This is a genomic window from Dietzia cinnamea NBRC 102147 (genome assembly GCF_001571065.1).
Classification (GTDB): Bacteria; Actinomycetota; Actinomycetes; order Mycobacteriales; family Mycobacteriaceae; genus Dietzia; species Dietzia cinnamea.
The window spans coordinates 24,997-49,870 of the sequence record NZ_BCSW01000003.1; the positions used below are offsets into that span (position 1 = coordinate 24,997).

The following is a 24,874-nucleotide window of genomic DNA, read 5'->3' on the forward strand; positions in this document are numbered from 1 at the left end:
GACGTTCGCGCGGCGGCTCAGCGGCTCGCGCGGCGGTCTCTGAGTGCGATGATCTCGCGTTCGAAGTCGTCGGCCGAGCTGAACTGCTTGTAGACGGAGGCGAAGCGTAGGTAGCCCACCTCGTCGAGGTCCTGGAGGGGGCCGAGGATCGCGAGACCGATCTCGTGGGCGGGCACCTCGGACGCGCCGCGAGCGCGGACGGTGTCCTCCACCTGCTGGGCGAGGCGCCGCAGGGCGTCCTCATCGATGGACCGGCCTTGGCAGGCGCGGCGAACTCCCCGGACCACCTTGTCGCGACTGAAGGCCTCGGTGACACCGTTGCGTTTGAGGACCGTCAGCAGTGGCGTCTCGAGCGTCGTGAACCGGTGCCCGCACTCCGGGCACTCCCGGCGGCGCCGGATGGCCTGACCCTCGTCGACCGATCGTGAGTCGATCACCCGGGAGTCCTCGTTGTGGCATGTAGGGCAGTACATTCCCGTGTGGCCCTTCGTCGACCGGACTTCACGCCTCCCGGGACGTGGACCACGGGACGCGGGGACGATTGACCACCGTCCCCGACTCATTCTAGGAGGCAGGTGCGCCGGTCACGCGTAGGCGGGCCCGCCGAGGAACGCCACGGCCAGGAGCATGAGTATCCCGAAGGCGATGCCGCAGGCCAAGAGTGCCCAGGCGGGCACGTCATCGACGACACGGGTCGGAGCCGACGACTCGACGCGGCAGGCGCGCACACTGTCGGACGCCACCGGGCGGGCCTGGACGATCCGCCGCGGAGCCGGTGTGCGGGAGGGCGCCGGTGCGAGGGTGGCGACCCGGTCGGCGGAGGCGCCGCGGTTGGGCGAGGCGGAGTCGCGACGGCCCACCGGCCGCGCGCCGGGTCGGGTCCCGGTACGCCCACGGGTCTGACGCTCACCGGACCGGTCGGGATCCCGGCGGACACCGTCCGCGCTCGGTGCGGGAGCGCGGTGTTCTGCCGCGCAGATCTCCGTCCAGCGCGCGGTGGAGTCGGTGTGCGAGTGCATCTCCAGAATGGTCATGTCCACTCCCTGCTCGATACGGTGTGCGAAGCGGATTCGCACAACCGTATGGGTTTCTGTGTACGTCTGTTCGAATCCCGATACGCCTAGAGTTGTATCACGCGACTCCGACAAGGTCACCATTCCGCGACGAAAAACTTCGAACGTGTGTGTGGCGCTCCCCGCTGAGGGGCGATAGGGTGTACACAGATGACGACGTCGAACATCCATTCGCCGAAGGGACCCGAGATGCCGAAGCCCGACTTCGACTCACTGACAGACCGACAGAAGAGCGTGCTACTGCACATCCACGACACGGTCAAGGAGCGCGGCTATCCGCCGAGCATCCGCGAGATCGGGGACGCGGTGGGCCTGCAATCGACGTCGTCGGTAGCGCATCAGCTGCGGACCCTGGAGAAGAAGGGGTTCCTGACCCGGGATCCGCACAAGCCGCGGGCTGTCGACGTCCACGGGGTGCCCGGGCAGAAGGCCCGGGGTCGCCGGTCGCCGACCAGCGAGGTCCGTCGTCCGAGCGGAGCGGTCGAGCCCGTCTACGTCCCGGTCCTCGGCCGGATTGCTGCGGGTGGCCCCATCCTGGCCGAGCAGGCCGTGGAGGAGGTCTTCCCCCTCCCGACCGACCTCGTCGGGTCCGGGGACCTGTTCATGCTCAGGGTGGTCGGTGAGTCGATGATCGACGCGGCGATCTGCGACGGTGACTACGTCGTGGTGCGGCGGCAGAACGTAGCGGACAACGGCGATATCGTCGCCGCGATGATCGACGGTGAGGCGACCGTGAAGACCTTCCGCAAGGACTCCACGGGGGTCTGGCTCCTGCCCCACAACCCGTCCTTCAGTCCCATCCCGGGCGAGCACGCCACAATCCTGGGCAAGGTCGTCACGGTGTTCCGCAAGCTCTGAACCGGCCCTCGACGACGACGCCGCCTGCCCGGGATCGATCGGGTCAGGCGGCGTCGTCGTCGCAGGGGCCGGTCAGGCGGCCCCGTCGCGCGTACTGCTGTCCGAGACGAATTCGCCGAGCTCACCGGCCACCGAGGCGGGCAGCCGCACGACCAGGCGAGTGCCACGGTCGGTGTGCTCCTCCTCGACGACCGCACCCTCGGTGTGGACCCGTGCGACCACGTCACCCCGCGTGTACGGGACCTCTAGAGTCATCTCCATGTCACCGGAGGCCACGATCTGCATGATCCGTTCGAGCAGCTCGTCGACACCCTGCCCCGTGGCCGCCGAGACGAATACCGCGTCCGGCAGGGCGTGGTGCAGCTCGGTGAGCACCACCGGGTCGGCCGCGTCGATCTTGTTGATGACCACCAACTCGCGGGGGCGCTCGGCGTTCTGCTCCTCCACCACCTCGTTGATCACCTTGCGGACCGCCTCGATCTGACGAAGGGGGAACGCGTCCGAACCGTCCACGACGTGGAGTAGCAGCTCGGAGTCGACCACCTCCTCCAGCGTGGACCGGAACGCCTCGACCAACTGCGTGGGCAGATGCCGGACGAAGCCGACCGTGTCGGTGAACACGACCGATCGCCCGTCGGGGAGGTCGGCGCGGCGGGTGGTGGGATCGAGGGTGGCGAACAGCGCGTTCTGTACGAGGACGCCGGCGCCGGTGATCCGGTTCAGCAGGCTCGACTTGCCGGCGTTGGTGTATCCGGCGATAGCGATCGACGGAACGGGCGTGGCACGCCTGCGGTAGCGCTTGGTGTCGCGGGACTGCTTCATGCCCTTGATCTCGCGACGCAGCTTCGCCATCCGCTCGCGGATGCGGCGCCTGTCCGTCTCGATCTTCGTCTCACCGGGGCCACGGAGGCCGACGCCACCGTTGCTGCCGGCCCGGCCACCCGCCTGGCGGGAGAGCGACTCACCCCACCCGCGGAGACGAGGGAGCATGTATTCCATCTGCGCCAGGGAGACCTGCGCCTTGCCCTCGCGACTGGTCGCGTGCTGGGCGAAGATGTCGAGGATCAGCGCCGTCCGGTCGATGACCTTGACGTTGACCGCCTTCTCCAGCGCCAGGAGCTGACCCGGGGTGAGCTCACCGTCGCAGATGACGGTGTCGGCACCCGTCGCGGCGATGACGTCCTTGAGAACGCTCACCTTTCCCGAGCCGATAAAGGTCGCCGCGTCCGGCTTGTCGCGGCGCTGGATGAGAGCGTCGCAGACCTCGGAGCCCGCCGTCTCGGCGAGCTGGGCGAGCTCCGCCATCGCGGCGTCCGCCTGGGCTGCGGACCCCTCGGTCCACACGCCGACCAGTACGACCCGCTCCAGTCGGAGCTGGCGGTACTCGGCGTCGTTGACGTCCTGGAGTTCGGTTGACAGACCCGCCACCCGGCGCAGCGAGGATCTCTCCTCGAGCTGCAGTTCGCCGATGGATGGATCGAGGTCGCGTGTCGGCCGCTCAACGGCCGTGTGATCAATAGTCATTCCCCAGCATCATCTCACATCGGGGCCGCGTGTGTCGCGTATGCGGGCGTGTGATACGCACCGCCGTGGAACCGGCCGCTGGCGACGAGCGCGGACGGACCGGTGAGGGTCGAACCGCCGTCGGCCAGGTGGACCTCGACCTCCCCGCCCGGTACCGCCACGACGACGTCTCCGCTGCCGCGTCCGGCGTCGGCCAGTGCGGCGACCGCCGTCGCCACGATGCCGGTCCCGCATGACATCGTCTCCCCCGCTCCCCGTTCGTGCACGCGCATGGTCACCCGGCCCCCGGTCAGGGGCGTGGCGATCTCCACGTTGACACCGTGTGGGAAGAAGTCGCGATCGAAGGTCGGGGGGTCGGCGACCGGCAGGGCGGCCAGAGCCGCGGCGTCCAGCCCGGGCACGACGCAGGCCAGGTGGGGGTTACCCATGTCGACGGCCACGCCCGCGAAGGTGCGGCCGCCGAGTTCTGCCGAGGAGAGTCCGAGCAGTCGCGGCTCGCCCATGTCGACCCGGACCGTGGCGTCGTCGCCGGAGCGGGACACAATCGTCGCGGGCCGCGGCCCGGAACGCGTGCCGATGGCGATCGTTCCGATGTCGGCCCGGTGCGTGGCCACCAGAGCGTGGGCGAACACCCGGACTCCGTTGCCGCACATCTCGGCGATCGAACCGTCCGCGTTCCGGTAGTCCATAAACCAGTCCGCGGGGTCGACCCCGTCCGGTAGCGCGGGAAGGACCCCGCGATCGACGAGGGCGCCGGCGGTGGCGATCCGGAGGATCCCGTCGGCACCGATCCCGCCGCGTCGATCGCAGAGCGCGCGGACCAGCGTCTCGTCGAGGTCGAGCTCGGCGTGGTCATCGGGCAGGATCACGAAATCGTTGAGGGTGCCGTGGCCCTTGATGAAGGCGATGCCGTCGGTGGCCGTCGGCGTGTTGTGGTCCGGAGTCATGTCGCGATCGTACTAGCGGCGGACCGGCGTTCCGCACTGCGGAAATAGCGGATGAAGCGCCACGACGAGGACATTAGAGTCGGTCGGGAGAACGATCCCCTACCTGAGGAGAGCATCGATGTCCGAACGCATCACCGTCGGCGGTATCCAGGTCGACGAGGTCCTCTACGACTTCGTCAACACCCAGGCGATCCCGGGCACCGGGGTCGACCCCGACGCGTTCTGGGCCGGTGCCTCCGAGATCTTCGCCGACCTCGCCCCCCGGAACCGCGAGCTGCTCGCGGTGCGGGACGAGCTGCAGTCGAAGATCGACGCGTGGCACCACGAGAACCCGGCGCCGATCGACCAGGCGGCGTACAAGGAGTTCCTCCGGGAGATCGGCTACCTCGTGCCCGAGCCCGAGTCGGTCTCGGTCACCACGGAGAACGTCGACGCGGAAATCGCGACCGTCGCCGGTCCGCAGCTGGTGGTGCCGGTCACCAACGCGCGGTTCGCCATCAACGCCGGCAACGCCCGCTGGGGTTCGCTCTATGACGCCCTCTACGGCACCGACGCCATCCCCGAGACCGACGGCGCCGAACAGGGCGACTCCTACAACAAGGTCCGTGGCGACAAGGTGATCGAGTGGGCACGTGAGTTCCTCGACGACGCGGCGCCGTTGGCCTCCGGCAGCCACGTGGGGACCACCGGGTACGCGGTCGTGGACGGCACGCTGCAGGTCACGCTCGCGGACGGCGCGACCACCGGGCTGGCCGACCCGGAGAAGTTCGTGGGCTACCTCGGGGACACCGCCAGCCCCTCCTCGGTGCTGCTGCGCAACAACGGCCTGCACATCGACATCCAGATCGACCCGGACTCCCCCATCGGCTCGACGGACGCGGCCGGCGTCAAGGACGTGGTCCTCGAGTCCGCCGTCACGACGATCATGGACTTCGAGGACTCCGTCGCCGCTGTCGACGCCGAGGACAAGACGCTCGGCTACCGCAACTGGCTCGGCCTGATGAAGGGTGACCTCTCCGAGGAGATCAGCAAGGGCGGCAAGACGTTCACCCGCGTCCTCAACGACGACCGCGTCTACACCTCTCCGGACGGCTCCGGGGAGGTCCGCCTCCACGGGCGCTCGATGCTGTTCGTCCGCAACGTCGGCCATCTCATGACGAACCCCGCGGTCCTGGACGCCGAGGGCAACGAGCTCCCCGAGGGGATCCTCGACGCGCTGATCACCGCGCTGGCGGGCATGCACGGGATCGCGGAGGGCAACGAGCGCGGCAACAGCCGCAGCGGGTCGATCTACATCGTCAAGCCCAAGCAGCACGGGCCCGACGAGGTCGCGTTCACCACCGAGCTGTTCGGCCGCGTCGAGAAGCTCCTCGGCCTGCCGACCAACACTCTCAAGGTCGGCATCATGGACGAGGAGCGCCGCACGTCGGTGAATCTCGCCGCCTGCATCGCGGAGGCGACGGAGCGTGTCGTGTTCATCAACACCGGGTTCCTCGACCGCACCGGCGACGAGATCCACACCTCCATGGAAGCCGGGCCGATGATCCGCAAGGGCGAGATGAAGTCCGCGCGCTGGATGAACGCCTACGAGGACTTCAACGTCGACACCGGCCTGGCGTGTGGTCTGCGGGGCCGCGCGCAGATCGGCAAGGGCATGTGGGCGAAGACCGACCTCATGGCGGAGATGCTCGCCGAGAAGATCGGCCAGCCGCAGGCCGGCGCCAACACCGCCTGGGTCCCGTCGCCGACCGGTGCGACCCTCCACGCGACCCACTACCACCGCGTCGACGTCCTGGCCCGCCAGGAGGAGCTCCTCGCCGGCGGTCGTCGCGCGAGCGTCGACGACATCCTCACGGTGCCGCTCGCCCCGAACACCGACTGGTCGGACGAGGAGAAGAAGGAGGAGGTCGACAACTCCTGCCAGACCATCCTGGGCTACGTCGTCCGCTGGGTCGAGCAGGGTATCGGCGTCTCGAAGGTGCCGGACATCCACGACGTGAACCTCATGGAGGACCGAGCCACCCTGCGGATCTCCTCGCAGCTGTTGGCCAACTGGATCCGCCACGGCATCGTCACGGCAGAGTTCGTGGAAGATTCGCTGCGCCGTATGGCCGAGGTCGTCGACAAGCAGAACGCGGGCGACGACGCCTACCGGAACATGGCGCCGGACGTCGAGTCCTCAATCGCTTGGCAGGCTGCCCGCGAGCTGATCCTCGAGGGCACCACGCAGCCGTCGGGCTACACCGAGCCGATCCTGCACCGCCGTCGCCGCGAGTTCAAGACCGCCAACGGGCTCTGACCCCTGCGGGAATCCGCTACTCCCCCTCGGCATCCGCTACCCCTGCAGAGGTAGCGAATCCGGGCCGGGGGTAGCGGATTTCCTGTATCGGGACGGCGCCACGCCGGCACGGTCGGTCAGCCGAGGAGGCCCTCCACCGCGGCCCTGAGGATGTCGACGGCGGCGTCCCTGCGGTCCCGGGTGAACCGGGCCTCGGGCCCGGACGCGGAGATCGCGAACGCGGCGTCGCCCGTGCCCACGGCGATGGCCACGCACCGCACCCCTTCCTCCTGCTCGGACTCGTCGGTGGCGAAGCCCCGGCGTCGGACCTCGTGGATCTGCTCGATCAGTGCACCGACCTCGACGAGGGTCGAATCGGTGTAGCGGCGCATGCCGGCCCGTTCCAACATGGCGCGGATCTCGGCGTCGTCATCGCCCGCCACGAGGGCCTTGCCCACCGCCGTGCAGTGGACCTCGACGCGCCGCCCCACCTCCGTGAACATCCGCATCGAGTGGGGCGAGGGCACCTGGGCGAGGTAGACAACACCGTCGCCCTCCCGGACGGCGAGGTTGGCGGTCTCCCCGGTGCCCTCGACGACGGCCCGCAGCACGGGCTCCGCCCACGCGGCGGTCGCGCGCTCGGCCGCGTCCCCGATCCGTTGGAGGCGGGGGCCGAGGAGGTAGCCGCGGCCGGCGTCACGGCGGAGGTGTCCGCTCTCGGCGAGGGTGCCGCAGAGCCGGTGGACGGTCGCGGCGGCCAGACCGGTGTCTGCGACCAGTTCACCGAGGCTGGCGCGCCCGCCGCGGCGGCACAGGGCGTCGAGCAGCGAGAACGCGCGGTCGACGGACTGGACGCGGGACCGCCCGCCGCCGGGCGCGGTCATCGGGATCCCTCCCCCAGGATCCGCAGCGCCGCGTCCAGCGGGCGCGGGGCGTCGTCGGCCCGGTCGCGGGTGTCGGTGTCTATCCACCGGATCCGGTGGTCGCGGCCGAACCAGGACCGTTGACGGCGGACGTAGCGGCGGGTGCCGATGACCGTCCGCTCCTCCGCACGGGCCAGCCCGTCGTCGTCGATGCGCAGGGCGTCGTCCATCTCGTCGAGGACCTGGGCGTAGCCGATCGCCCGGCGGGCCGTGACGCCCTCGAGGAGCCCGACTCCGACGAGGCCCCGCACCTCCTCGACGAGCCCGTCGGCGAACATCGTCGAGGTCCGGGCGGCCAGCCGGTCGTCGAGCTCGGGCAGCGCGCACCGCAGGCCGATCAGACGGGTGCCGAATCGCGGCTCGCCGATGGTCGGTCGGGACGCGGAGAACGGCCGCCCCGTGAGCTCGACGACCTCCAGTGCGCGGACGGTGCGCCGCGGGTCGGTGGGCAGGATGGTCCGCGCCGCCTCGGGGTCGACCCGTGCGAGTTCGTCGTGCAGGGCGCGGACGCCGATCTCCTCCAGCCGCCGCTCGTAGCGAGCACGCACCTCGGGATCGGTGTCGGGGATGCTCCACCCGTCCACGAGCGCCTGGATGTACATCATCGACCCACCGCACAGGATCGGCACGTGTCCCCGGTCGCGGATCCCGGCGATCTCCCGCTCGGCCTCATCGCGGAAGTCGGCGACGCTCGCGGTGTGGGTGACATCGAGGACGTCGAGTCGGTGATGCGGGATGCCGCGACGCTCCTCGGGCCTGAGCTTGGCGGTGCCGATGTCCATGCCGCGGTACTGCTGCATCGCGTCGCAGTTGACGACTTCACCGCCGAGGCGTTCGGCCAGATCCAGCGCGAGCTCCGATTTGCCGGTGCCCGTGGGCCCGATCACGGCGACGGGGGCCGGGCCGGTCATGACCACCACCCGCAGTGGTAGCCGACACCGAACGGCGCCCAGGACAGCCGTTCTCGCGCGGCGCGCCCGCCCACGAGGTCGGCGAGGACGAGCCAGGCGGGACGGCTCCACCACCCGATCTCCTCGGCGACGGCCGCCCCGTGGTCGGGAAGCTCGCCGGGGTCCCGGAGCCACCGGCCGAGCCGGGCGTCCAGGGCGACGCCGCGCGGGTCCTCGGGGACGGGGGCGCGCGGCGCGAGGGAGGCGGGTCCGTCGGCGACGACGACGACGAGGTCGTCCGCCGCGACCTGCGGCGTGGTGGGCGAGGGCCCGGTCACGCCGGTGAAGCCCCTGGTCAGGCCGATCTGTGCGCGGTCCAGCAGCCACCACGCGATCAGCGCGGCATCGGGAACCGCCTCGTGCGGCGCCGGCGGGGCACCGGGCCGTCCGACCGGCACGTCGGCCCCCCACCGGGCGAGCGTCGAGCGGACGTCGCCCAGTGAGCGTCCGCCGCTGTCCGCGCCCACGACCCTGACCGCGGTCGCGTCCTCCGCGGCACGCCGGAGCACGCGGACCATCTCGTCCACCTGGCGTGCGGAGTCGGCGGCCGCGCTCCCGGAGAGCACGGGCACGAGCGCGGGTGCACCGGGGACCAGGACGACTGACGTGTTCACACCTCGAAACCCTACTGACCGCGTACGACACCGTCGCAGGACGCCGCCCCGTGACGCCGGGTGGGCCCGGTGGGGCGTACCCGGGGATACGGCGGACACCCGCGCGACGGTTGGTACACACTAGGAGGATGCCGCGCCGGTCCGAGCCGGGGCGGCGAGGCGACGTCCGGTGCGATCCCGGCGACGGTGCCGTGGCACGCGGCAGAAGGAAATGAGGACGAGATGACCGAGCAGTCACCCACCGCCACGGGCGGAGCGAACGACGGCGGGGCGACCCCGGCACCGGGTCCGCGACCCGGGCCACGGCCGGGCGCACCGTCGCCCGCGGCGCTCGCCCGGAAGGTGGCTCCGCGGCCCGCTCCCGCGACCGATGTCCGGACGACGCGCGGTTCCGACCCGTCACAGTGGGGTCGGGTCGACGAGACGGGCGCGGTGTTCGTGCGCACCGGTGACGGTGAGCGCCAGGTGGGCTCCTGGCAGGCGGGGGCTCCCGAGGAGGGGCTGGCCCACTTCGGGCTCCGTTTCGACGACCTGGCGGCCGAGGTGTCCCTGCTGGAGACGCGTTTGGAATCGCACCCGCAGGACGCGCGCAAGACCCGCGCCTCGGCCGAGGCGCTCGCGGCGCAGATCCCGACCGCCGCGGCCGTGGGCGATCTGGATTCGCTCGCGGCGCGTCTGGCGGCGGTGATCGAACGGTCCACGGAGGTCGAGGCCAGCGCCCGTCAGCGCAAGGACGAGCAACGTGCGGCCGCGATCGCCCGCAAGGAGGCCCTGGCGGCCGAGGCCGAGGAGATCGGCGCGTCCTCGACCCAGTGGAAGGCCGCGGGTGACCGTCTCCGGGACATCCTCGAGGAGTGGAAGACGATCCGCGGGATCGACCGCAAGACGGACGACGCGCTGTGGAAGCGCTTCTCCAAGGCGCGCGAGGCGTTCAACCGCCGGCGCGGCTCCCACTTCGCGGAGCTGGATCGCAACCGGGCCTCGGTGAAGCGTGTCAAGGAGGAACTCGTCGAGCGCGCGGAGGCGCTGTCCGGGTCGACCGACTGGAACGACACGGCGACGGCCTTCCGCAAGCTGATGGACGAGTGGAAGGCCGCGGGCCGCGCACCGCGTGAGGCGGACGACGCGCTGTGGAAGCGGTTCAAGGCCGCCCAGGACTCCTTCTTCGACGCGCGGCATGCTGCGGCCGCCGAGCGGGACGCGGAGTTCGAGGCGAACGCCGAGGCCAAGGAGGCTCTGCTCGCCGAGTTCGAGGGCCGGATCGACCCGGCCGCCGATCTGGCCGCCGCCCGGTCCGCGCTGCGGGACCTGCAGGCCCGGTGGGAGGAGATCGGCAAGGTCCCGCGCGACAAGATGGGTCGCCTCGAGGGTCGTATCCGTGCGCTGGAGAAGGCGGTCGCGGACGCGGCGGACACCGAGTGGCGCCGCACGGATCCTGAGGCCAAGGCGCGTGCCGGCCAGTTCTGGGACCGGGTCCGCGACTTCGAGGAGCAGGCCGCCAAGGCGGACGCCGCGGGCAAGGTCAGGGACGCCGAGAGTGCGCGTGCGCAGGCCGCGCAGTGGCGTGAGTGGGCCGAGGCCGCGGAGAAGGCGGTCGACACCCGCTGACGGTGGCACGAACAGACGCCGGGAGCCCGGCCGGTGACCCCGGCCGGGCTCCCGGCGTCTACGCGGGTGTGGTCAGGCCCCGTCGCCGTGCCGCGCGTCCTCTTCCAGCTGTCGCTGCTCGGGAGTCCGCGACCACAGCACCGCGGCGAGGGTGGCGACCAGCGCCAGCACGAGCAGTTCGCTGAGGTAGAGGCCGAAGCCCGGCCCGCCGAAGTCCTGGAAGTCCGCGTTGGGCCCGCGGCCGGACTGGCGCAGCCAGATCGCCAGCACGCCGTACACGGCGGCCACACAGGCCGTGCTCCACGCGATGCCGGCGGCCCACCACTTCTGCGTCAGGATCATTACGGCGCCGAAGACGATGGTGCCCACCGAGTACAGGAGGACGAACAGGTGGGACGGTAGCGACGTGTACTGCTCGCGGGCCACGTCGGTGAAGAACAGGACGTCGAATCCGCGGACGCCGTCGCTGTGCGGGAGCGCGAGCGCTGCGGCGAGCAGCACGATGAGGACGGCCGAGGCGAGGTAGGCCCGGCCGATCACGAGCGTGCGTCCGAGGATGCGGTCCTTCGAGCGCAGTTCCGATTCCGCGTTGCGGGTGACCTCCATGATCCCTGCGATAGGGTCGCGTCGGTCGTCGTCGGTGCTCACGTGGGGCATCCCTTCTCGATGGTGGCGGCGGGGGCGGTCTCGCGGCGCAGGGTGGGCAGCCCCAGCCCCACGCCGATCGGTGGCGTCTCGGGCTTGCGGCCCTCCTCGTGGCGGTCCCCGGCGCGCGTGGCGCGGTAGCTGAGGACACCGTCGTCGGCGAGCAGGTGGTGCGGGGCGGCGGCGGTGACGCGGGTGGTGACGACGTCGCCGGGGCGCACCCGGTCGGCGGCTTCTCCGACGGGCGCGAAGTGCACGAGGCGACCGTCGCGGGCACGGCCGGTCATGCGGGCGGTGGCGGCGTCCTTGCGGCCCTCGTCGGCGGTGACGAGCAGTTCGACGACGCGCCCGACCTGCGCCTGATTCTCCTCCAGGGTGATCCGCTCCTGGAGGGCGATGAGCCGTTCGTACCGCTCCTGGACCACGGTCTTGGGAATCTGGTCCTCCATCGTGGCCGCCGGGGTGCCGGGGCGGGGCGAGTACTGGAAGGTGAAGGCACTGGAGAACCGGGCCTTCTCGACGACGTCGAGGGTCGCCTGGAAGTCCTCCTCGGTCTCAGCGGGGAAGCCGACGATGATGTCGGTCGTGATGGCGGCGTGCGGCATGGCCGCGCGGACGCGATCGATGATGCCGAGGAAGCGCTCGGAGCGGTAGGAGCGCCGCATGGCGCGCAGGACGCGGTCGGAGCCGGACTGCAGCGGCATGTGCAGTTGCGGGCAGACGGTCGGGGTGGAGGCCATGGCCTCGATGACGTCGTCGGTGAACTCGGCGGGGTGGGGCGAGGTGAAGCGGATCCGCTCGATGCCCTCGATCCGGCCGGCCGCGCGGAGGAGCTTGGCGAACGCGCCCTTGTCGGACGGCTCGTCGGGGTCGTGGAACGACCGTCCGTAGGCGTTGACGTTCTGGCCGAGCAGCGTCACCTCGAGTACGCCCTCGTCGGCGAGGGCCTGCATCTCCGCGAGGACCTCGCCGGGGCGGCGGTCCACCTCCTTGCCGCGCAGGGACGGCACGATGCAGAACGTGCAGGTGTTGTTGCAGCCGACGGAGACGGAGACCCAGCCGGCGTAGGCGGAGTCACGGGTCGCCGGCAGGGTCGAGGGGAAGTGCTGCAGGGAGTCGGCGATCTCCACCTCGGCCCGCTCGTTGTGCCGGGAGCGGTCGAGGAGGGTCGGCAGGTGCCCGAGGTTGTGGGTGCCGAACACGACATCGACCCACGGCGCCCGCGAGACGACGGCGTCCTTGTCCTTCTGCGCCAGGCATCCGCCGACGGCGATCTGTAGTCGGGGGTTGGCGTCCTTCCACGGCCGCAGATGGCCGAGGGTGCCGTAGAGCCGGTTGTCGGCGTTCTCACGGACCGCGCAAGTGTTGAACACAACGAGGTCCGGCAGGCTGCCGGTGGCCGGGTCGGCGTCGCCCTCGAAGGGCACGTAGCCGGCGGCGTCGAGCACCCCGGAGAGCCGTTCGGAGTCATGGACGTTCATCTGGCATCCGAAGGTGCGCACCTGGTAGGTGCGGCGGTCCACGCCCTCGGCGGGGGCGTTCTCCGCCGCCGGATGCAGGTCGGTCACGAGAGAATCCACGCAGGCCAGGGTACTCAGGGCGAGGCGTGGGCCGCCAATTCGGCGTCCACGACGGACATCGCCAACCCCGTGGGATAACCCCGCCGGGCGAGGAATGCGACGAGCCGCCGCCGCTCGCCCTGCGCCTCGGGCCCGGAGAGCGCGGCGGCCGGGCGTCTGCCGAGCCGGGCGCGCGCGAGTTCAGTCGCCTGCCGACGCTCGTCGGACTCGTCGATATCGGCCACCGCGTTCGCGATGTGTCCCTCGGCCACGCCCTTGTCGCGCAGCTCCCGCTCGAGCGCCCCGCGCGAGCGGCCGCGGCGGCGCCGGCGTCCGCGGACCCACTCGGCGGCGAACTCGGCGTCGTCGAGCAGGCCCCACGCACGGACGCGATCGAGCGCCTCGTCGACGGCCGACGGCGCGAACTCCTTGGCGATCAACCGCTGACGGAGTTCGTGCTCACTGCGCGGCCGATGTCGCAGCAGCCGCAGGGCGGACGTGGCGGCTTCGTGCGCCTCCGGTGCCAAGGGGGGAAGGTCCGCGGTGCTCGAGGGCCGCGACTCCACGGCGGCGATGGCGGCGCGCAACCCGTCCGCGTCGATGCCCCCGCCGGCCGGGCCCGGCCCGCCGGACCGGCCCGACCGCGTGGAGCGGCCCGGCATCAGAAGTCGACGGGCACCACGTCGATCGGAGCGTCCTCATCGGACTCCGCCTCGATCTCCGCGATCTCCGCGCCCGCACCGATGTTGAGCTTGTCGAGGATCTTCCGCTCGATCTCGTCCCGCACCGACGGGTTGTCCTTGAGGTAGCGGCGAGCGTTCTCCTTACCCTGGCCCAGCTGGTCCTGACCGTAGGTGAACCAGGAGCCGGACTTCTTGATGAAGCCGTTGTCCACACCCATGTCGATGAGCGAGCCCTCGCGGCTGATGCCCTCGCCGTACAGGATGTCGAACTCGGCGATCTTGAACGGCGGTGCGACCTTGTTCTTGACGACCTTGACCTTGGTGCGGTTACCGACCGCGTCGGCGCCGTCCTTGAGGGTCTCGATGCGGCGGACGTCCAGACGGACGGACGCGTAGAACTTGAGGGCCTTACCGCCGGTGGTGGTCTCCGGCGAACCGAACATCACACCGATCTTCTCGCGCAGCTGGTTGATGAAGATCGCGGTGGTGCCGGTGTTGTGCAGCGCGCCGGTCATCTTGCGCAGCGCCTGGCTCATGAGCCGGGCCTGCAGGCCGACGTGGCTGTCACCCATCTCGCCCTCGATCTCCGCACGCGGCACCAGCGCCGCGACGGAGTCGATCACGAGGATGTCGATCGCGCCGGACTTGACCAGCATGTCCGCGATCTCCAGCGCCTGCTCACCGGTGTCGGGCTGCGAGACGATGAGATTGTCCGTGTCCACGCCCAGCTTGCGGGCGTACTCCGGGTCGAGCGCGTGCTCCGCGTCGATGAACGCCGCGATGCCTCCGGCCGCCTGGGCGTTGGCCACGGCGTGCAACGCGACCGTGGTCTTACCCGAGGACTCCGGGCCGTAGATCTCCACGACGCGGCCCCGGGGGAACCCGCCCACGCCCAGTGCCACGTCGAGCGACAGCGCGCCCGACGGGATGACCTGGACCGGCGGCCGGGTGTCATCGCCCAGCCGCATGACGGAGCCCTTGCCGTAGGCCTTGTCGATCTGCGCCAGAGCCAGCTCCAGCGCCTGCTCGCGGTTCTGGGCGGCTCCGGGCTTGCTCGAGCCCGCCTTGGCCTTGCCTGCCATCTCATGCTCCGTTCTCGGTCCGACCCCCGGCCTCCGGCCGATCGGTCTGTGTGGTCTTCACTCGCGGACGTTAGCTGCCGGGTACGACACGAACCCCTCGCGCCGTATCCGGCGACCTCCCCCTGTGGAGGAGGCACGCCCTGTGGATCCCTGTGGACGGTGGACCCGCCATCACATACCCTTGAGTGTAGCCGAACGGATGTTCGAGGTCGAGGGACACGCCCCGCGGATCCGCCTAGCGCAGATGCTCGGGCACCTCGAACTCGTCGCACAGTGCGAGCCACACGCGCTTGACGGACTCCCCCGCGTCGATTGCCTCGCGTGCGGTCCTACCGCCGCACGCCGCCAGGTGGTGCGAGCGCACCAGATGGTCGGCGCGCAGCGTACCGAACGCCTCGACCGTGCGTGCCTGGAACTCGGTCAGCGTCACGTCTCACCCTCCCCTGCGGACGACAACGGGCCGCCGGCACGCTCGCCGACGGCCCGTTGCCCAGAAATCACTGCTGTTCGGTTTGCGCCTGCTGCTGCGGCGGGGTGGCCGGCTGGGACTGGCCCTGGCCGATCTGACCGGCGGCACCGGAGCCCTGGCCGAGCTGGCCGCCCTCGGCCTTCATCGACGCCCGGATCTGCTCGAGGCGGCTGTGACCGGCCATCTGGGTCGACGCCTGCTCGACCTCGAGCATCCGGCCCTGCACGGAGTTCTGCGCGAGCTCGGCGGAGCCGAGGGCGTTGGCGTAGCGACGCTCGATCTTGTCGCGGACCTGGTCGAGGTTCGGGGTGTTGCCGCCCGACGACAGCTCCGACATCGACTGCAGGGAGGCGCTGACCTGTTCCTGCATCTTGGCTTGCTCGAGCTGGCTGAGCAGTTTGGTGCGCTCGGCGACCTTCTGTTGCAGAACCATGGCGTTCTGCTCGACGGCCTTCTTGGCCTGCGCGGCGGCCTGGAGCGACTGGTCGTGAAGACCCTTGAGATCCTCGACGTTCTGCTCGGCGGTCACGAGCTGCGCGGCGAACGCCTCCGCGGCGTTCTCGTACTCGGTGGCCTTCTGCATGTCGCCGTTGTTGCGCGCCTGCTCGGACATCTGCAGCGCCTGGCGGGTCGACCCCTGGAGCTTCTCGATGTCCGCGAGCTGCCGGTTGAGCTTCATCTCCAGCTGACGCTGGTTGCCGATCACCGCCGCGGCCTGCTGCGAGAGCTGCTGGTGCTGGCGCTGCGCGTCGGCGATCGCCTGCTGGATCTGAACCTTGGGGTCAGCATTCTCGTCGATCTTCGAATCGAACAACGCCATGAGGTAGCGCCATGCCTTGGTGAACGGATTGGCCATCGCTGCGTAGTGTCCTTCTGCCGATTCGGACGACGGGTCTGTTCCACGGTACCGAACGACGCCCGTGTGCGACCACCGGGCGACGCGGCGGCACTGTCAGGCCGCGAGTACGGGTTCCGCGAGGGTCCCGGGAGGCGAGACCGCGAGCGCGGCGCGGATGAGGATCTCGCCCAGGGATACGTCGAGCGCCCCCGAGATGGAGGCGAGGAGCTCGCTCGAGGCCTCCTTGCGGCCGCGTTCGATCTCGGAGAGATAGCCCGGGCTGACCCGCGCGGCGTCGGCCACGTCACGCAGGGTCCGACCCGTCTCCCCGCGAAGCCCGCGCAGGACGGTACCGAGGGTCTCGCGCAGCAGCGGAGTCGCTCCGGGCTGGTCCGGTCGGGGCAGTGTGGTCATCTGGATGTTCGGCATCACTCGGTACAACGCGTCAGTTCCCGGATTCGTTCCCGTCGCCGTCGTCGCCCCCCGTATCCCCACCGGCCGCGGCGACGACCAGCGCCAACGCCGACTCGCAGGCCGCGCGGCGGATCGCGGACCGGCCGCCCGACAGGGACAGCGGCACCGACCACGCCGCGCGGTCCGGGGTCGTCAGGCCCACGTACACGGTGCCCACCGGTCTGCACTCCTGGGTGTCGGGCCCGGCGACGCCGGTCAGTCCCACGCCCACCTCCGCCCCGCAGCGTCGTGCCGCGCCCGTGGCGAGGGCGCGTGCGGTCTCCGGGGACACCGCGCCGTGGCGCTCGAGGACGTCGGTGGGCACATCGGCGAGCTCGTGCTTGAGGGCGGTCGCGTAGACGACCAGTCCCCCGCGCAGCACGGCACTCGCGCCAGGAACCTCGGCGACGGTCGCGGCGAGCAACCCGGCGGTGAGGGACTCGGCAGTGCCCAGCGTCCACCCGCGGTCGCGGAGCGCGGCGACGGCCGCCGCGGCGGCCGGTGACGGTGGGGCGGTGTCCGGCGACGGCGGTACGGCGTCCATACCGGTCTCAGCTCCGCACGAGCGCGGCCCGCCTGGCCTTGACCAGGTAGTCCACGCCCGTGTACACGGTCAGCGCCACGGCGATGCCCATGACGACCCACTCGGCGGGCCACACCCAGTGCGGCAGCGGCAGGATGAGCATTCCCACGCCGAGGGTCTGGGTCACGGTCTTGAGTTTGCCGCCCTTGCTGGCGGCCACCACGTAGTCGACGCCGAACAGGCGCCAGAGCGTGATACCCACCTCGCGGACGAGGATCACGACGGTCACCGCCCAGAACAGCTCGCCCACGAGGGACAGCGAGATGAGTGCGGCGGAGATGAGCGCCTTGTCCGCGATCGGGTCGGCGATCTTGCCGAAGTCGGTCACCAGGCCGAGCCGCCGCGCGAGGTAGCCGTCCACGTAGTCGGTGAGCATGGCCACGGCGAAGACGACGAACGCGCCCACCCGCCACCACGGCTCCTGGGCGCCCGCGACGAAGAACATCACGACGAAGACGGGCACGAGGAGGATCCGCAGCACGGTGAGGACGTTCGCGATGTTGAGAACGGGGACGTCGGCGGCCGGGCGGCCGTCCTCGCGCGTGGAAGCAGTCACCCCCACACCTTAGCGAGACCCCGGGGAATACCCTTGGCCCCGGGCGCACCCCCGCCCGTCACCGCCGACCCCCGAGGGAGAGCCACCCATGCCGCTGTTCGCCGTCACCTACCGCTACGAGGCCGCCCAGAGCGAGGAGCGCGAGGCCAACAAACCCGCCCACCGTGAGTGGCTGGACGCGCAGGTCACCGCCGGCGCCATCCGGTCCGTGGGACCGTTCGTCGACGGTTCAGGCGCGTTGCTGCTCGTGGAGGCCGACGACGACGAGGCCGCGCGCTCCCTCGTGAACGACGACCCCCACTGCCTACGCGGGATGGTCTCGGAGATCACGGTGCGGGAGTGGAGGCCCGTCTTCGGCGCCTTCTCCTGACCGCTATCCGACCGGCGTCTCGGCCGGCGCGTCGAGTTCGGCGGGCTGCTCGCCGGGATCGTCCTCGGGCGGGGTCCCGCCCTTGATCATCCACAGCACCGACGCCAGCTCCTCGGGCTTGACCAGGACCTCGCGCGCCTTGGACCCCTCCGAGGGGCCCACGATGTCGCGGGACTCCATGAGATCCATGAGGCGGCCCGCCTTGGCGAACCCCACGCGCAACTTGCGCTGGAGCATCGAGGTGGAGCCGAACTGGCTCGAGACCACGAGCTCGACCGCGGCGAGCAGGTCGTCGAGGTCGTCCCCGATGTCGGAGTCGATGTCCTTCTTGCCGTCGTCCTTCGCGGCGGTGATGGACTCGTCGTACTCCGGCTCGGCCTGGTTCTTGGCGTAGTCGACGACCTCGTGGATCTCCTCGTCGGTGATGAACGCGCCCTGCATACGGATGGGGCGGGAGGCGCCCATCGGGATGAACAGGCCGTCACCCATACCGATGAGCTTCTCGGCGCCCGCCTGGTCGAGGATGACGCGCGAGTCCGTCAGTGACGAGGTGGCGAACGCCAGCCGCGACGGCACGTTCGTCTTGATCAGGCCGGTGACCACGTCGACCGACGGCCGCTGCGTGGCCAGCACGAGGTGGATGCCGGCGGCGCGCGCCTTCTGGGTGATGCGGACGATCGCGTCCTCGATGTCGCGCGGTGCGGTCATCATGAGGTCGGCGAGCTCGTCGACGACGGCCACGATGTACGGGTACGGGCGGTAGACCCGCTCGCTGCCGGGCGGCGCGGTGATGGCCCCGGACTTCACGCGCTCGTTGAAGTCGGTGATGTGCCGTACCCGCGTGGACTTCATGTCCTGATAGCGCTGCTCCATTTCCTCCACGAGCCACGCCAGGGCCGCGGCCGCCTTCTTGGGCTGCGTGATGATCGGCGTGATGAGGTGCGGGATGCCCTCGTACGGCGTGAGCTCGACCATCTTGGGGTCGATGAGGATGAGACGGACCTCGTCCGGGGTGGCGCGCGTGAGCAGCGACACGAGCATCGAGTTGACGAAGCTCGACTTACCGGAGCCGGTCGAGCCGGCGACCAGCAGGTGCGGCATCTTGGCGAGGTCGGCAGTGACGAAGTCGCCCTCGATGTCCTTGCCCAGACCGATGAGCATGGGGTTGTGCTTGCTCGCGGTCTTGGGGTCGGTGAGGACGTCGGCGAGCCGGACGAGTTCGCGGTCGAGGTTGGGCACTTCGATACCGACGGCGGACTTGCCGGGGATCGGCGCGAGCAGTCGCACGTTGTCCGTCGCCACCGCGTACGCGATGTTGCGGTGCAGTGCGGTGATCTTCTCGACCTTGACGCCCGGTCCGAGCTCCACCTCGTAGCGGGTGACCGTCGGGCCGCGGGTGAAACCGGTGACGGCGGCGTCGATCTTGAACTGCTCGAGAACGCCCTGGATGGCCTCGATCATCTGGTCGTTGGACTCGCTCCGCGCCTTGGGCGGGTCGCCGGCGGTGAGCAGGCTGACCGGCGGCAGCGCGTAGTCGATGCCGCTGAGGAGCTGGGTCTGCGAGGAGAGCCGCTCCGTGTCGCTCTCGGCGGCCGTGTGCGTCGACGGCGTGTTGGTCTGCGGCACGGCCGAGGTGTCCACCGCGGGCGTCACCGGGGCGGGCGCGGACGCACGGGCCGCGGGCGTGGGTGCGGAGGTCCGCGGTGATGCCACTCGGGTGGGGGCCTCCTCCGCCGCGGCACGGGCCGCGGGGTCGGCCGCCGACGTGGGGTCGGCCGCCGGGTCCTCGCCGGCCGGCAGGACCTCGGTCCGGCGCGGGGCGCGCCGGGTGCGGGTCGGCGCCGGGGTCTCGTCGTCGAGCGTCGCGCCGTCACCGGGGAGGTCCGCGTCGGAGGTGTCCCGTGCCTGTGTGGCGCCGCGAGAGGCCCGCGGCATCTCGACGGTCTCGCCCGTGGTGGGGGTGTCGGACCAGGCGGCGACGCGCCGCCGCGAGCTGCGCCGCGTGGCCGCACGCCCGGAGTCCTCCTGCCCCGTGGTCTCGGCGATCGGATACGCGGTGGTCGCCTCGTCGTCCCAGTCCCCCTCGGCGTCGTCGTAGTCGTGGTCGACGATGTCGCCACTGCCGTCCCAGCCGAAGAAGCCACGGACGATGCCGGGGATCTCGCGAGCCGGCCTACCCACGATCACGAGGACGCCGAACGCCACGAGGAGGACGAGCAACGGGACGGCGACGAACACCGACAACCCGGCCTCGAGCGTGCCGCCCACGATCCGGCCGAGGACGCCGGCGCCGGAGCGCACGCCGCCCGGATCGGTCGGCGAGCCGGAGCCGAGGTGCCACAGGCCCAGGACGCCCAGAGCGGTGATAGTGGCGCCGACCAGCCAGCGCGAGTGCACGTCCGGTCGCGGCTCACGCGCCATGACGAGCACGCCCCACCCGCCCAGCAGCAGGGGTAGCAACGCGCCGGGGGTGCCGACGATCGTGCGGATCCCGGTGTCGATCCAGTCCCCGACCGGCCCGGCCGCGCCGAACCACACGGCGCCGGCGAAGACGATAGCGATGCCGATGAGGACGAGCCCGAGGCCGTCCCGGCGGTGCGGAGGGATCACCTTGTCGTCGTCGTCCCCTCCTCCGAGGCCACGGACACCGTGCCCGACTCCCTTGGCCACCGCCGACCATCCCCCGCGCAGGCCGCGGCCCACGGCGCCGAACGCACCGGAGGTCCGCTCGGGCGCCGGGGATGCCGTCCGCGCGCCGCCACGCGTGCCCTTCTTGGGCGTGGAGACCACCGCTCCACGCCGGGAACCGCCACCCCGTGACGACGACGAGGTGGACGTGGTCGATCGCTTCGCTCCCGATGTCGGAGCCGGACGTCGGCCGCCGGGGGCACGGGAGGATCGCGTGCTCGAGGTGGATGCCATGACCGTCACTCTATCGTCTCAGGCACCACCGGTAACAGCAGCCACACGGGCGGGGGGCTCTTCTACAGGCCTCGCGGAACGGCCCGCAGCGCGTCGATCCCCCGCTGCGCTCCGGAGAAGTCGACCTCGACCTCGTCTCGACCGAACGCCCACAGCAGCAGCTCGACCGGATCGGCGGAGACGCTCACCAAGGGCGCCAACGCGGCGCCCGTCGAGACCGGTGCGATCTTCGCGGAGCCGATGTCGGAAGGGGTGCGCAGATCCACGCGGGCGTCGACCTTGCGGAGGAACGTGCGCGCCACGGTGGTGGCCAGCGTCCAGACCCGCTCGAGGTCCTCGAGGTCGAACCCGCGCCTGGTCCACCCCGGTCCGCCGCGTCGGACGTCCTCGTGGTGGACCAGGTACTCGGCCGTGTTGGCCACGCGGTCCGCGTAGCGCAACGGCGAGTACCACGGCGCGCCCGCGGCGATCGCGGACAGGAGCTCCTCCCACGGTCTCTCGGCCTCACGGAGCCGGATCTGCTCGAGCCGATCCGCGAACGCGGGGACCACGACCCCGGCCGCGGCGTCAGGCCGCCCCTCTCGTACGACGAGGTGGGCGGCCAGGTCCCTTGTCGTCCATCCCTCGCACAGCGTGGGGGCGTCCGGCCCGACGGCGCGCATCGTCTCGACGAGAGCGCTCCGCTCCCGCTGGGCCAGGCTCGGACGGTCGGGACCCACGGTCTCAGACCTCGGCTACGGCGGACGTGATGACGGTCGGCACGATCATGGGCTTGCGGCGCCACTTCTCCGACACCCAGCGGCCGACGGCGCGACGGACCGCCTGGGCGATCCGGTACGGATCCGTCTCGCCCTCGCCGGCGAGATCCCACAGCGCGTTCTCCACCAGCTCGACCACCGGGGCCAGCGCGCCCGGCTCGTCGGTGAAGCCCTTGCCGATGATCTGCGGCTTGCTCACGGGCCGTCCCGTGCGCGGGTCCACCACGACGGTGGCGACGATGAAGCCGTCCTCGCTCAGGGCCGTGCGATCCGCCAGCACGGTGTCCCCGATGTCGCCGGTGGACAGGCCGTCTACGTACAGGTTGCCGACCGGCACCTGGCCCACCACGGAGGCCTTGCCGTCGACGAGGTCCACCACCACGCCGTTCTGGGCGAGGACGACGTTCTCCTCGGCCACGCCGGTGGCGATCGCCAGCGCCTTGTTGGCCCGCAGGTGCCGCCACTCGCCGTGCACGGGCATGGCGTTCTTCGGGCGAACGGCGTTGTAGATGAACAGCAGCTCGCCGGAGTACCCGTGGCCGGACACGTGGATGTCCGCCTCGCGACTGGTGACCACGTTCACGCCCATCTGCGACAGTCCGTTCTGAACGCCGAAGACGGACTCCTCGTTGCCCGGGACGATCGACGAGGAGAACAGCACGGTGTCACCCTCTGACAGGTTGATCTGCCGGTGCTCGCGGCGGGCCATCCGCGAGAGTCCGGCCATGGCCTCACCCTGCGTACCGGTGGTCATCACGAGGACCTTCTCGGAGGGCAGCTTGGCGGCGGTGTCCATGTCCACCAGAACCCTGTCCGGATCCGTGAGGAGCCCCATCTCGAGCGCGATCTCCATGTTGCGGAGCATCGACCGACCGGTCAGCGCGACCTTGCGGCCGGTGGCGGCGGCCGCGTCGACTACGGACTGGACGCGGTAGACGTTGGAGGCGAAGCAGGCGACCACCACGAGCTGGCGCGCGTCGGCGATGAGCCGCTGCAGGGCGGGCCGGACTCCGCACTCGGAGGGGCTGATGCCCGGCGTGGTCGCGTTGGTTGAGTCCAGGAGCAGCAGGTCGACACCCTCGTCGCCGAACCTCGACATCTTGGGCAGGTCGGTTGGGCGTTTGTCGGTGGGGAGCTGGTCGAGCTTGATGTCGCCGGACATCATCACCGTGTTGTCGCCGGCCTTGATGACCACGCCCAGGCACTCGGGGATCGAGTGGTTGACGTCGAAGTAGCGGACCTGGAACTTGCCGAGGTCACTGACGCTGGACTCGTCGACCGTGCGGAACACCGGCTTGATGCGGTGCTCCTGGCACTTGGCCGCCACCAGCGCGAGGGTGAACTTGGAGCCCACCACGGGGATGTCGGGGCGCAGCTTGAGCAGGAACGGGATCGCCCCGATGTGGTCTTCATGGGCGTGGGTGAGGACGAGCGCCTCGACCTGGTCCAGGCGGTCCTCGATGTGCCCGAAGTCCGGGAGGATGAGGTCGACTCCGGGCTCGGTCGAGCTCGGGAACAGGACGCCGCAGTCCACGATGAGCAACTTCGAGTCGTACTCGAAGACCGTCATGTTGCGGCCGATCTCGGAGATGCCGCCGAGCGCGACGATCCGCAGGGCGCCCTTCCGGGGCTTGGGCGGGCGGGGCATGCGCACGGTCATGTCGCCGCCCTGCATGGTCTTGACCCCGCCGAACTCGGCCGTCGACGTGTCGCCGCGTCCGCGGCCCCGGTTGCGGCCGCCGCGCCCGCGTCCGCCGTTCTGACCGCCGGAGTCCTGGTTCCCGCCGTTCTGACCAGCGGGCTTCTGGCCGCCCGACTTCTGGCCGCTACCCTCCTGACCGCCGGAGGCGGAACCGCGACCGCGACCCCGTGAGCCGCCCCTGGACGAGTCCTGCTGGGCCCTGCCCTGGTCGGCCTTTCTCTGGCCGCCCTTGTCCTGCTCGCCCTTGTTCTGGCCGCCCTTGTTCTGGCCGCCGTTGCCCTGGTCGGACCTGCCCAGCTGGCCGCCGCGCTGGCCCTTGTCCTGCTGGCTCTTGTCCTGCTGAGCCTTGTCCCTGCCGGATCGGGTCGGTGCCGACTCGGCGGCAGGGGTGTCCGCGGCCGGGATCGGCTCGGTGAACTGCACCGCGGTGGTGGGCGCCGGCTCGCCCGAGGGGCGGCCCGCGGCGCGTCGGGTACGGCCGCGTCCGCGGCCGGTGGAGGAACTTTCCGTCATCTGGTGACTCCTGCTCTGAGCAGCAGTGCCTCGAGGGCCCCTCGCTGCTCGTCGGTGGGTGGTAACTGCGGGAGTCGCGGCACACCGGCCGGGATCCCGAGAAGTTCTAGTGCTGCTTTGGACATCGACACGCCCCCGAGCGCCCGCTGGGCGTCGAAGAGCGGGAGGAGTCCGAGGTTGATCCGGCGGGCCGTCTCGATGTCTCCGGACAGGAACGCGCGGCGTAGCTCGACCAGACGCGGCGCGGCCACGTGGCCGATCACGCTGACGAAGCCGCTCGCCCCGACGGCGAGCCACGGGAGGTTGAGTTGATCGTCCCCCGAGTAGTAGATGAGGTCGGAATGCGACATGACGGTGACCGCGTCGTGGAAGTCACCCTTCGCGTCCTTGACGGCCACGATGTTCGGGTGTGCGGACAGACCGATCAGCGTCTCCGCCTGGATCGGGACGACCGACCGTGGGGGGATGTCGTAGAGCATCACCGGCCGGTCGGTCGCGTCGGCGACGGTGCGGAAATGGGCGTCCAGGCCCGCCTGGGTGGGCTTGGAGTAGTACGGGGTCACGACGAGCAGTCCGTGCGCCCCGGAGGCCGCGGCCTGTCGGGCCGCGTGCACGGAGTGCGCGGTGTCGTAGGTCCCGACGCCCGCGACGATCGTCGCCCTGTCCCCGACAGTGGCGAGGACGGTCTCGAGGACCGCGATCTTCTCCGCGTCGGTGGTGGTGGGCGACTCGCCCGTGGTCCCGGACACGACGAGGCCGTCGCATCCGGAGTCCACGAGATGTCGCGCGACACGTGCGACGGCCTTGAGATCGACGTAGCCGTCGGCCCCGAACGGGGTCACCATCGCCGTGACGACCGTGCCGAACGGCGCCGGGCGCCCTGTCTCGGCGGGGGCCCGGCCACTACCGGCCGGTGTCGGCCCCCCGGTGGTCACGTGTGTCATGGTCTCCCAGGGTACCCGCAGC

24 protein-coding genes are annotated in these 24,874 nt (G+C 70.9%); 4 read left to right on the forward strand and 20 right to left on the reverse strand.

Annotated features, from left to right (window positions below):
• Positions 1-17 precede the first annotated feature (17 nt).
• A complete protein-coding gene (nrdR, locus tag DCI01S_RS01990; protein ID WP_007626979.1) occupies positions 18-473 on the reverse strand; it encodes a transcriptional regulator NrdR in 456 nt (151 codons plus the stop codon).
• A 111-nt stretch (positions 474-584) separates the two neighbouring features.
• A complete protein-coding gene (locus DCI01S_RS01995; protein ID WP_063973517.1) occupies positions 585-1,034 on the reverse strand; it encodes a hypothetical protein in 450 nt (149 codons plus the stop codon).
• Positions 1,035-1,262: 228 nt separating this feature from the next.
• Between DCI01S_RS01995 and lexA the strand changes: the two genes are divergently transcribed.
• Positions 1,263-1,931, forward strand: a complete 669-nt coding sequence (gene lexA / locus DCI01S_RS02000; RefSeq protein ID WP_043566147.1) for a transcriptional repressor LexA — start codon at positions 1,263-1,265, stop codon at positions 1,929-1,931.
• Between the two features lie 72 nt (positions 1,932-2,003).
• On the opposite strand, the gene hflX is transcribed toward lexA, so the two are convergent.
• On the reverse strand, positions 2,004-3,455 hold the full coding sequence (hflX, locus tag DCI01S_RS02005) for a GTPase HflX (protein ID WP_061227713.1): 1,452 nt from the start codon (positions 3,453-3,455) through the stop codon (positions 2,004-2,006).
• Between the two features lie 14 nt (positions 3,456-3,469).
• Complete coding sequence (gene dapF, locus DCI01S_RS02010; protein ID WP_061227714.1) at positions 3,470-4,402, reverse strand: diaminopimelate epimerase; 933 nt, start codon at positions 4,400-4,402, stop codon at positions 3,470-3,472.
• Positions 4,403-4,520: 118 nt separating this feature from the next.
• Between dapF and DCI01S_RS02015 the strand changes: the two genes are divergently transcribed.
• Positions 4,521-6,701: a malate synthase G gene (locus tag DCI01S_RS02015; protein WP_061227715.1), complete on the forward strand. Its 2,181-nt coding sequence runs from the start codon at positions 4,521-4,523 to the stop codon at positions 6,699-6,701.
• A 116-nt stretch (positions 6,702-6,817) separates the two neighbouring features.
• On the opposite strand, the gene DCI01S_RS02020 is transcribed toward DCI01S_RS02015, so the two are convergent.
• The 3 genes from DCI01S_RS02020 to DCI01S_RS02030 are packed head-to-tail and all read right to left on the reverse strand — an operon-like array spanning position 6,818 to position 9,167.
• On the reverse strand, positions 6,818-7,564 hold the full coding sequence (locus DCI01S_RS02020) for an IclR family transcriptional regulator (RefSeq protein ID WP_061227716.1): 747 nt from the start codon (positions 7,562-7,564) through the stop codon (positions 6,818-6,820).
• Positions 7,561-8,514: a tRNA (adenosine(37)-N6)-dimethylallyltransferase MiaA gene (gene miaA, locus DCI01S_RS02025; RefSeq protein ID WP_061227794.1), complete on the reverse strand. Its 954-nt coding sequence runs from the start codon at positions 8,512-8,514 to the stop codon at positions 7,561-7,563. The genes DCI01S_RS02020 and miaA overlap by 4 nt, the downstream gene beginning before the upstream one ends.
• Positions 8,511-9,167 carry a class III extradiol ring-cleavage dioxygenase family protein gene (locus DCI01S_RS02030; RefSeq protein ID WP_061227717.1) on the reverse strand — a complete coding sequence of 219 codons (657 nt, stop codon included), beginning with the start codon at positions 9,165-9,167 and terminating at the stop codon, positions 8,511-8,513. The genes miaA and DCI01S_RS02030 overlap by 4 nt, the downstream gene beginning before the upstream one ends.
• Before the next feature lie 222 nt (positions 9,168-9,389).
• Here DCI01S_RS02030 and DCI01S_RS02035 point away from each other — a divergent pair, with 222 nt between their 5' ends.
• On the forward strand, positions 9,390-10,775 hold the full coding sequence (locus DCI01S_RS02035) for a DUF349 domain-containing protein (RefSeq protein ID WP_061227718.1): 1,386 nt from the start codon (positions 9,390-9,392) through the stop codon (positions 10,773-10,775).
• Positions 10,776-10,847: 72 nt separating this feature from the next.
• On the opposite strand, the gene DCI01S_RS02040 is transcribed toward DCI01S_RS02035, so the two are convergent.
• From DCI01S_RS02040 to pgsA, 9 genes are all read right to left on the reverse strand, one after another.
• Positions 10,848-11,432 carry an Rv2732c family membrane protein gene (locus DCI01S_RS02040; protein WP_061227719.1) on the reverse strand — a complete coding sequence of 195 codons (585 nt, stop codon included), beginning with the start codon at positions 11,430-11,432 and terminating at the stop codon, positions 10,848-10,850.
• The gene (miaB, locus tag DCI01S_RS02045; RefSeq protein ID WP_082767595.1) at positions 11,420-12,988 is read right to left on the reverse strand and encodes a tRNA (N6-isopentenyl adenosine(37)-C2)-methylthiotransferase MiaB; all 1,569 of its coding nucleotides are present in this window, start codon (positions 12,986-12,988) and stop codon (positions 11,420-11,422) included. The genes DCI01S_RS02040 and miaB overlap by 13 nt, the downstream gene beginning before the upstream one ends.
• A 26-nt stretch (positions 12,989-13,014) precedes the next feature.
• Complete coding sequence (locus DCI01S_RS02050; protein ID WP_061227721.1) at positions 13,015-13,641, reverse strand: regulatory protein RecX; 627 nt, start codon at positions 13,639-13,641, stop codon at positions 13,015-13,017.
• Positions 13,641-14,744, reverse strand: a complete 1,104-nt coding sequence (gene recA, locus DCI01S_RS02055; RefSeq protein WP_007627535.1) for a recombinase RecA — start codon at positions 14,742-14,744, stop codon at positions 13,641-13,643. The genes DCI01S_RS02050 and recA overlap by 1 nt, the downstream gene beginning before the upstream one ends.
• 235 nt (positions 14,745-14,979) lie before the next feature.
• A complete protein-coding gene (locus tag DCI01S_RS02060) occupies positions 14,980-15,174 on the reverse strand; it encodes a DUF3046 domain-containing protein (RefSeq protein WP_061227722.1) in 195 nt (64 codons plus the stop codon).
• A 67-nt stretch (positions 15,175-15,241) separates the two neighbouring features.
• Entirely contained in the window at positions 15,242-16,069 is an 828-nt protein-coding gene (locus DCI01S_RS02065; protein WP_061227723.1) for a PspA/IM30 family protein, read from the reverse strand.
• Between the two features lie 96 nt (positions 16,070-16,165).
• Positions 16,166-16,480, reverse strand: a complete 315-nt coding sequence (locus DCI01S_RS02070; protein WP_061227724.1) for a helix-turn-helix domain-containing protein — start codon at positions 16,478-16,480, stop codon at positions 16,166-16,168.
• Between the two features lie 16 nt (positions 16,481-16,496).
• Positions 16,497-17,048: a nicotinamide-nucleotide amidohydrolase family protein gene (locus DCI01S_RS02075; protein ID WP_061227725.1), complete on the reverse strand. Its 552-nt coding sequence runs from the start codon at positions 17,046-17,048 to the stop codon at positions 16,497-16,499.
• A gap of 7 nt (positions 17,049-17,055) precedes the next feature.
• A complete protein-coding gene (gene pgsA, locus DCI01S_RS02080) occupies positions 17,056-17,643 on the reverse strand; it encodes a CDP-diacylglycerol--glycerol-3-phosphate 3-phosphatidyltransferase (protein WP_061227726.1) in 588 nt (195 codons plus the stop codon).
• A gap of 88 nt (positions 17,644-17,731) precedes the next feature.
• Here pgsA and DCI01S_RS02085 point away from each other — a divergent pair, with 88 nt between their 5' ends.
• Complete coding sequence (locus DCI01S_RS02085) at positions 17,732-18,013, forward strand: YciI family protein (RefSeq protein ID WP_061227727.1); 282 nt, start codon at positions 17,732-17,734, stop codon at positions 18,011-18,013.
• A gap of 3 nt (positions 18,014-18,016) precedes the next feature.
• Here DCI01S_RS02085 and DCI01S_RS02090 read toward each other — a convergent pair whose 3' ends face one another.
• From DCI01S_RS02090 to dapA, 4 genes are all read right to left on the reverse strand, one after another.
• On the reverse strand, positions 18,017-20,935 hold the full coding sequence (locus DCI01S_RS02090; RefSeq protein ID WP_082767608.1) for a DNA translocase FtsK: 2,919 nt from the start codon (positions 20,933-20,935) through the stop codon (positions 18,017-18,019).
• Between the two features lie 62 nt (positions 20,936-20,997).
• Complete coding sequence (locus DCI01S_RS02095; RefSeq protein WP_082767596.1) at positions 20,998-21,654, reverse strand: TIGR03085 family metal-binding protein; 657 nt, start codon at positions 21,652-21,654, stop codon at positions 20,998-21,000.
• A gap of 4 nt (positions 21,655-21,658) precedes the next feature.
• Positions 21,659-23,908, reverse strand: a complete 2,250-nt coding sequence (locus DCI01S_RS02100; RefSeq protein WP_061227728.1) for a ribonuclease J — start codon at positions 23,906-23,908, stop codon at positions 21,659-21,661.
• Positions 23,905-24,852 (reverse strand): 4-hydroxy-tetrahydrodipicolinate synthase, encoded by a 948-nt coding sequence (gene dapA / locus DCI01S_RS02105; RefSeq protein WP_043567479.1) that lies wholly within the window; start codon positions 24,850-24,852, stop codon positions 23,905-23,907. The genes DCI01S_RS02100 and dapA overlap by 4 nt, the downstream gene beginning before the upstream one ends.
• Between the last annotated feature and the right edge of the window lie 22 nt (positions 24,853-24,874).

Excerpts from the sequence above, each read along its gene's own strand:
- DCI01S_RS02015 (WP_061227715.1), top strand. The coding sequence starts at position 4,521 with ATGTCCGAACGCATCACCGTCGGCGGTATCCAGGTCGACGAGGTCCTC.
- DCI01S_RS02100 (WP_061227728.1), bottom strand. The coding sequence starts at position 23,908 with ATGACGGAAAGTTCCTCCACCGGCCGCGGACGCGGCCGTACCCGACGC.
- DCI01S_RS02065 (WP_061227723.1), bottom strand. The coding sequence starts at position 16,069 with ATGGCCAATCCGTTCACCAAGGCATGGCGCTACCTCATGGCGTTGTTC.
- DCI01S_RS02085 (WP_061227727.1), top strand. The coding sequence starts at position 17,732 with ATGCCGCTGTTCGCCGTCACCTACCGCTACGAGGCCGCCCAGAGCGAG.
- dapF (WP_061227714.1), bottom strand. The coding sequence starts at position 4,402 with ATGACTCCGGACCACAACACGCCGACGGCCACCGACGGCATCGCCTTC.
- dapA (WP_043567479.1), bottom strand. The coding sequence starts at position 24,852 with ATGACACACGTGACCACCGGGGGGCCGACACCGGCCGGTAGTGGCCGG.
- DCI01S_RS02090 (WP_082767608.1), bottom strand. The coding sequence starts at position 20,935 with ATGGCATCCACCTCGAGCACGCGATCCTCCCGTGCCCCCGGCGGCCGA.
- nrdR (WP_007626979.1), bottom strand. The coding sequence starts at position 473 with ATGTACTGCCCTACATGCCACAACGAGGACTCCCGGGTGATCGACTCA.
- miaA (WP_061227794.1), bottom strand. The coding sequence starts at position 8,514 with ATGACCGGCCCGGCCCCCGTCGCCGTGATCGGGCCCACGGGCACCGGC.
- recA (WP_007627535.1), bottom strand. The coding sequence starts at position 14,744 with ATGGCAGGCAAGGCCAAGGCGGGCTCGAGCAAGCCCGGAGCCGCCCAG.
- lexA (WP_043566147.1), top strand. The coding sequence starts at position 1,263 with ATGCCGAAGCCCGACTTCGACTCACTGACAGACCGACAGAAGAGCGTG.
- DCI01S_RS02050 (WP_061227721.1), bottom strand. The coding sequence starts at position 13,641 with ATGCCGGGCCGCTCCACGCGGTCGGGCCGGTCCGGCGGGCCGGGCCCG.
- DCI01S_RS02035 (WP_061227718.1), top strand. The coding sequence starts at position 9,390 with ATGACCGAGCAGTCACCCACCGCCACGGGCGGAGCGAACGACGGCGGG.
- DCI01S_RS02070 (WP_061227724.1), bottom strand. The coding sequence starts at position 16,480 with ATGCCGAACATCCAGATGACCACACTGCCCCGACCGGACCAGCCCGGA.
- DCI01S_RS01995 (WP_063973517.1), bottom strand. The coding sequence starts at position 1,034 with ATGACCATTCTGGAGATGCACTCGCACACCGACTCCACCGCGCGCTGG.
- DCI01S_RS02040 (WP_061227719.1), bottom strand. The coding sequence starts at position 11,432 with ATGCCCCACGTGAGCACCGACGACGACCGACGCGACCCTATCGCAGGG.
- DCI01S_RS02020 (WP_061227716.1), bottom strand. The coding sequence starts at position 7,564 with ATGACCGCGCCCGGCGGCGGGCGGTCCCGCGTCCAGTCCGTCGACCGC.
- hflX (WP_061227713.1), bottom strand. The coding sequence starts at position 3,455 with ATGACTATTGATCACACGGCCGTTGAGCGGCCGACACGCGACCTCGAT.
- DCI01S_RS02075 (WP_061227725.1), bottom strand. The coding sequence starts at position 17,048 with ATGGACGCCGTACCGCCGTCGCCGGACACCGCCCCACCGTCACCGGCC.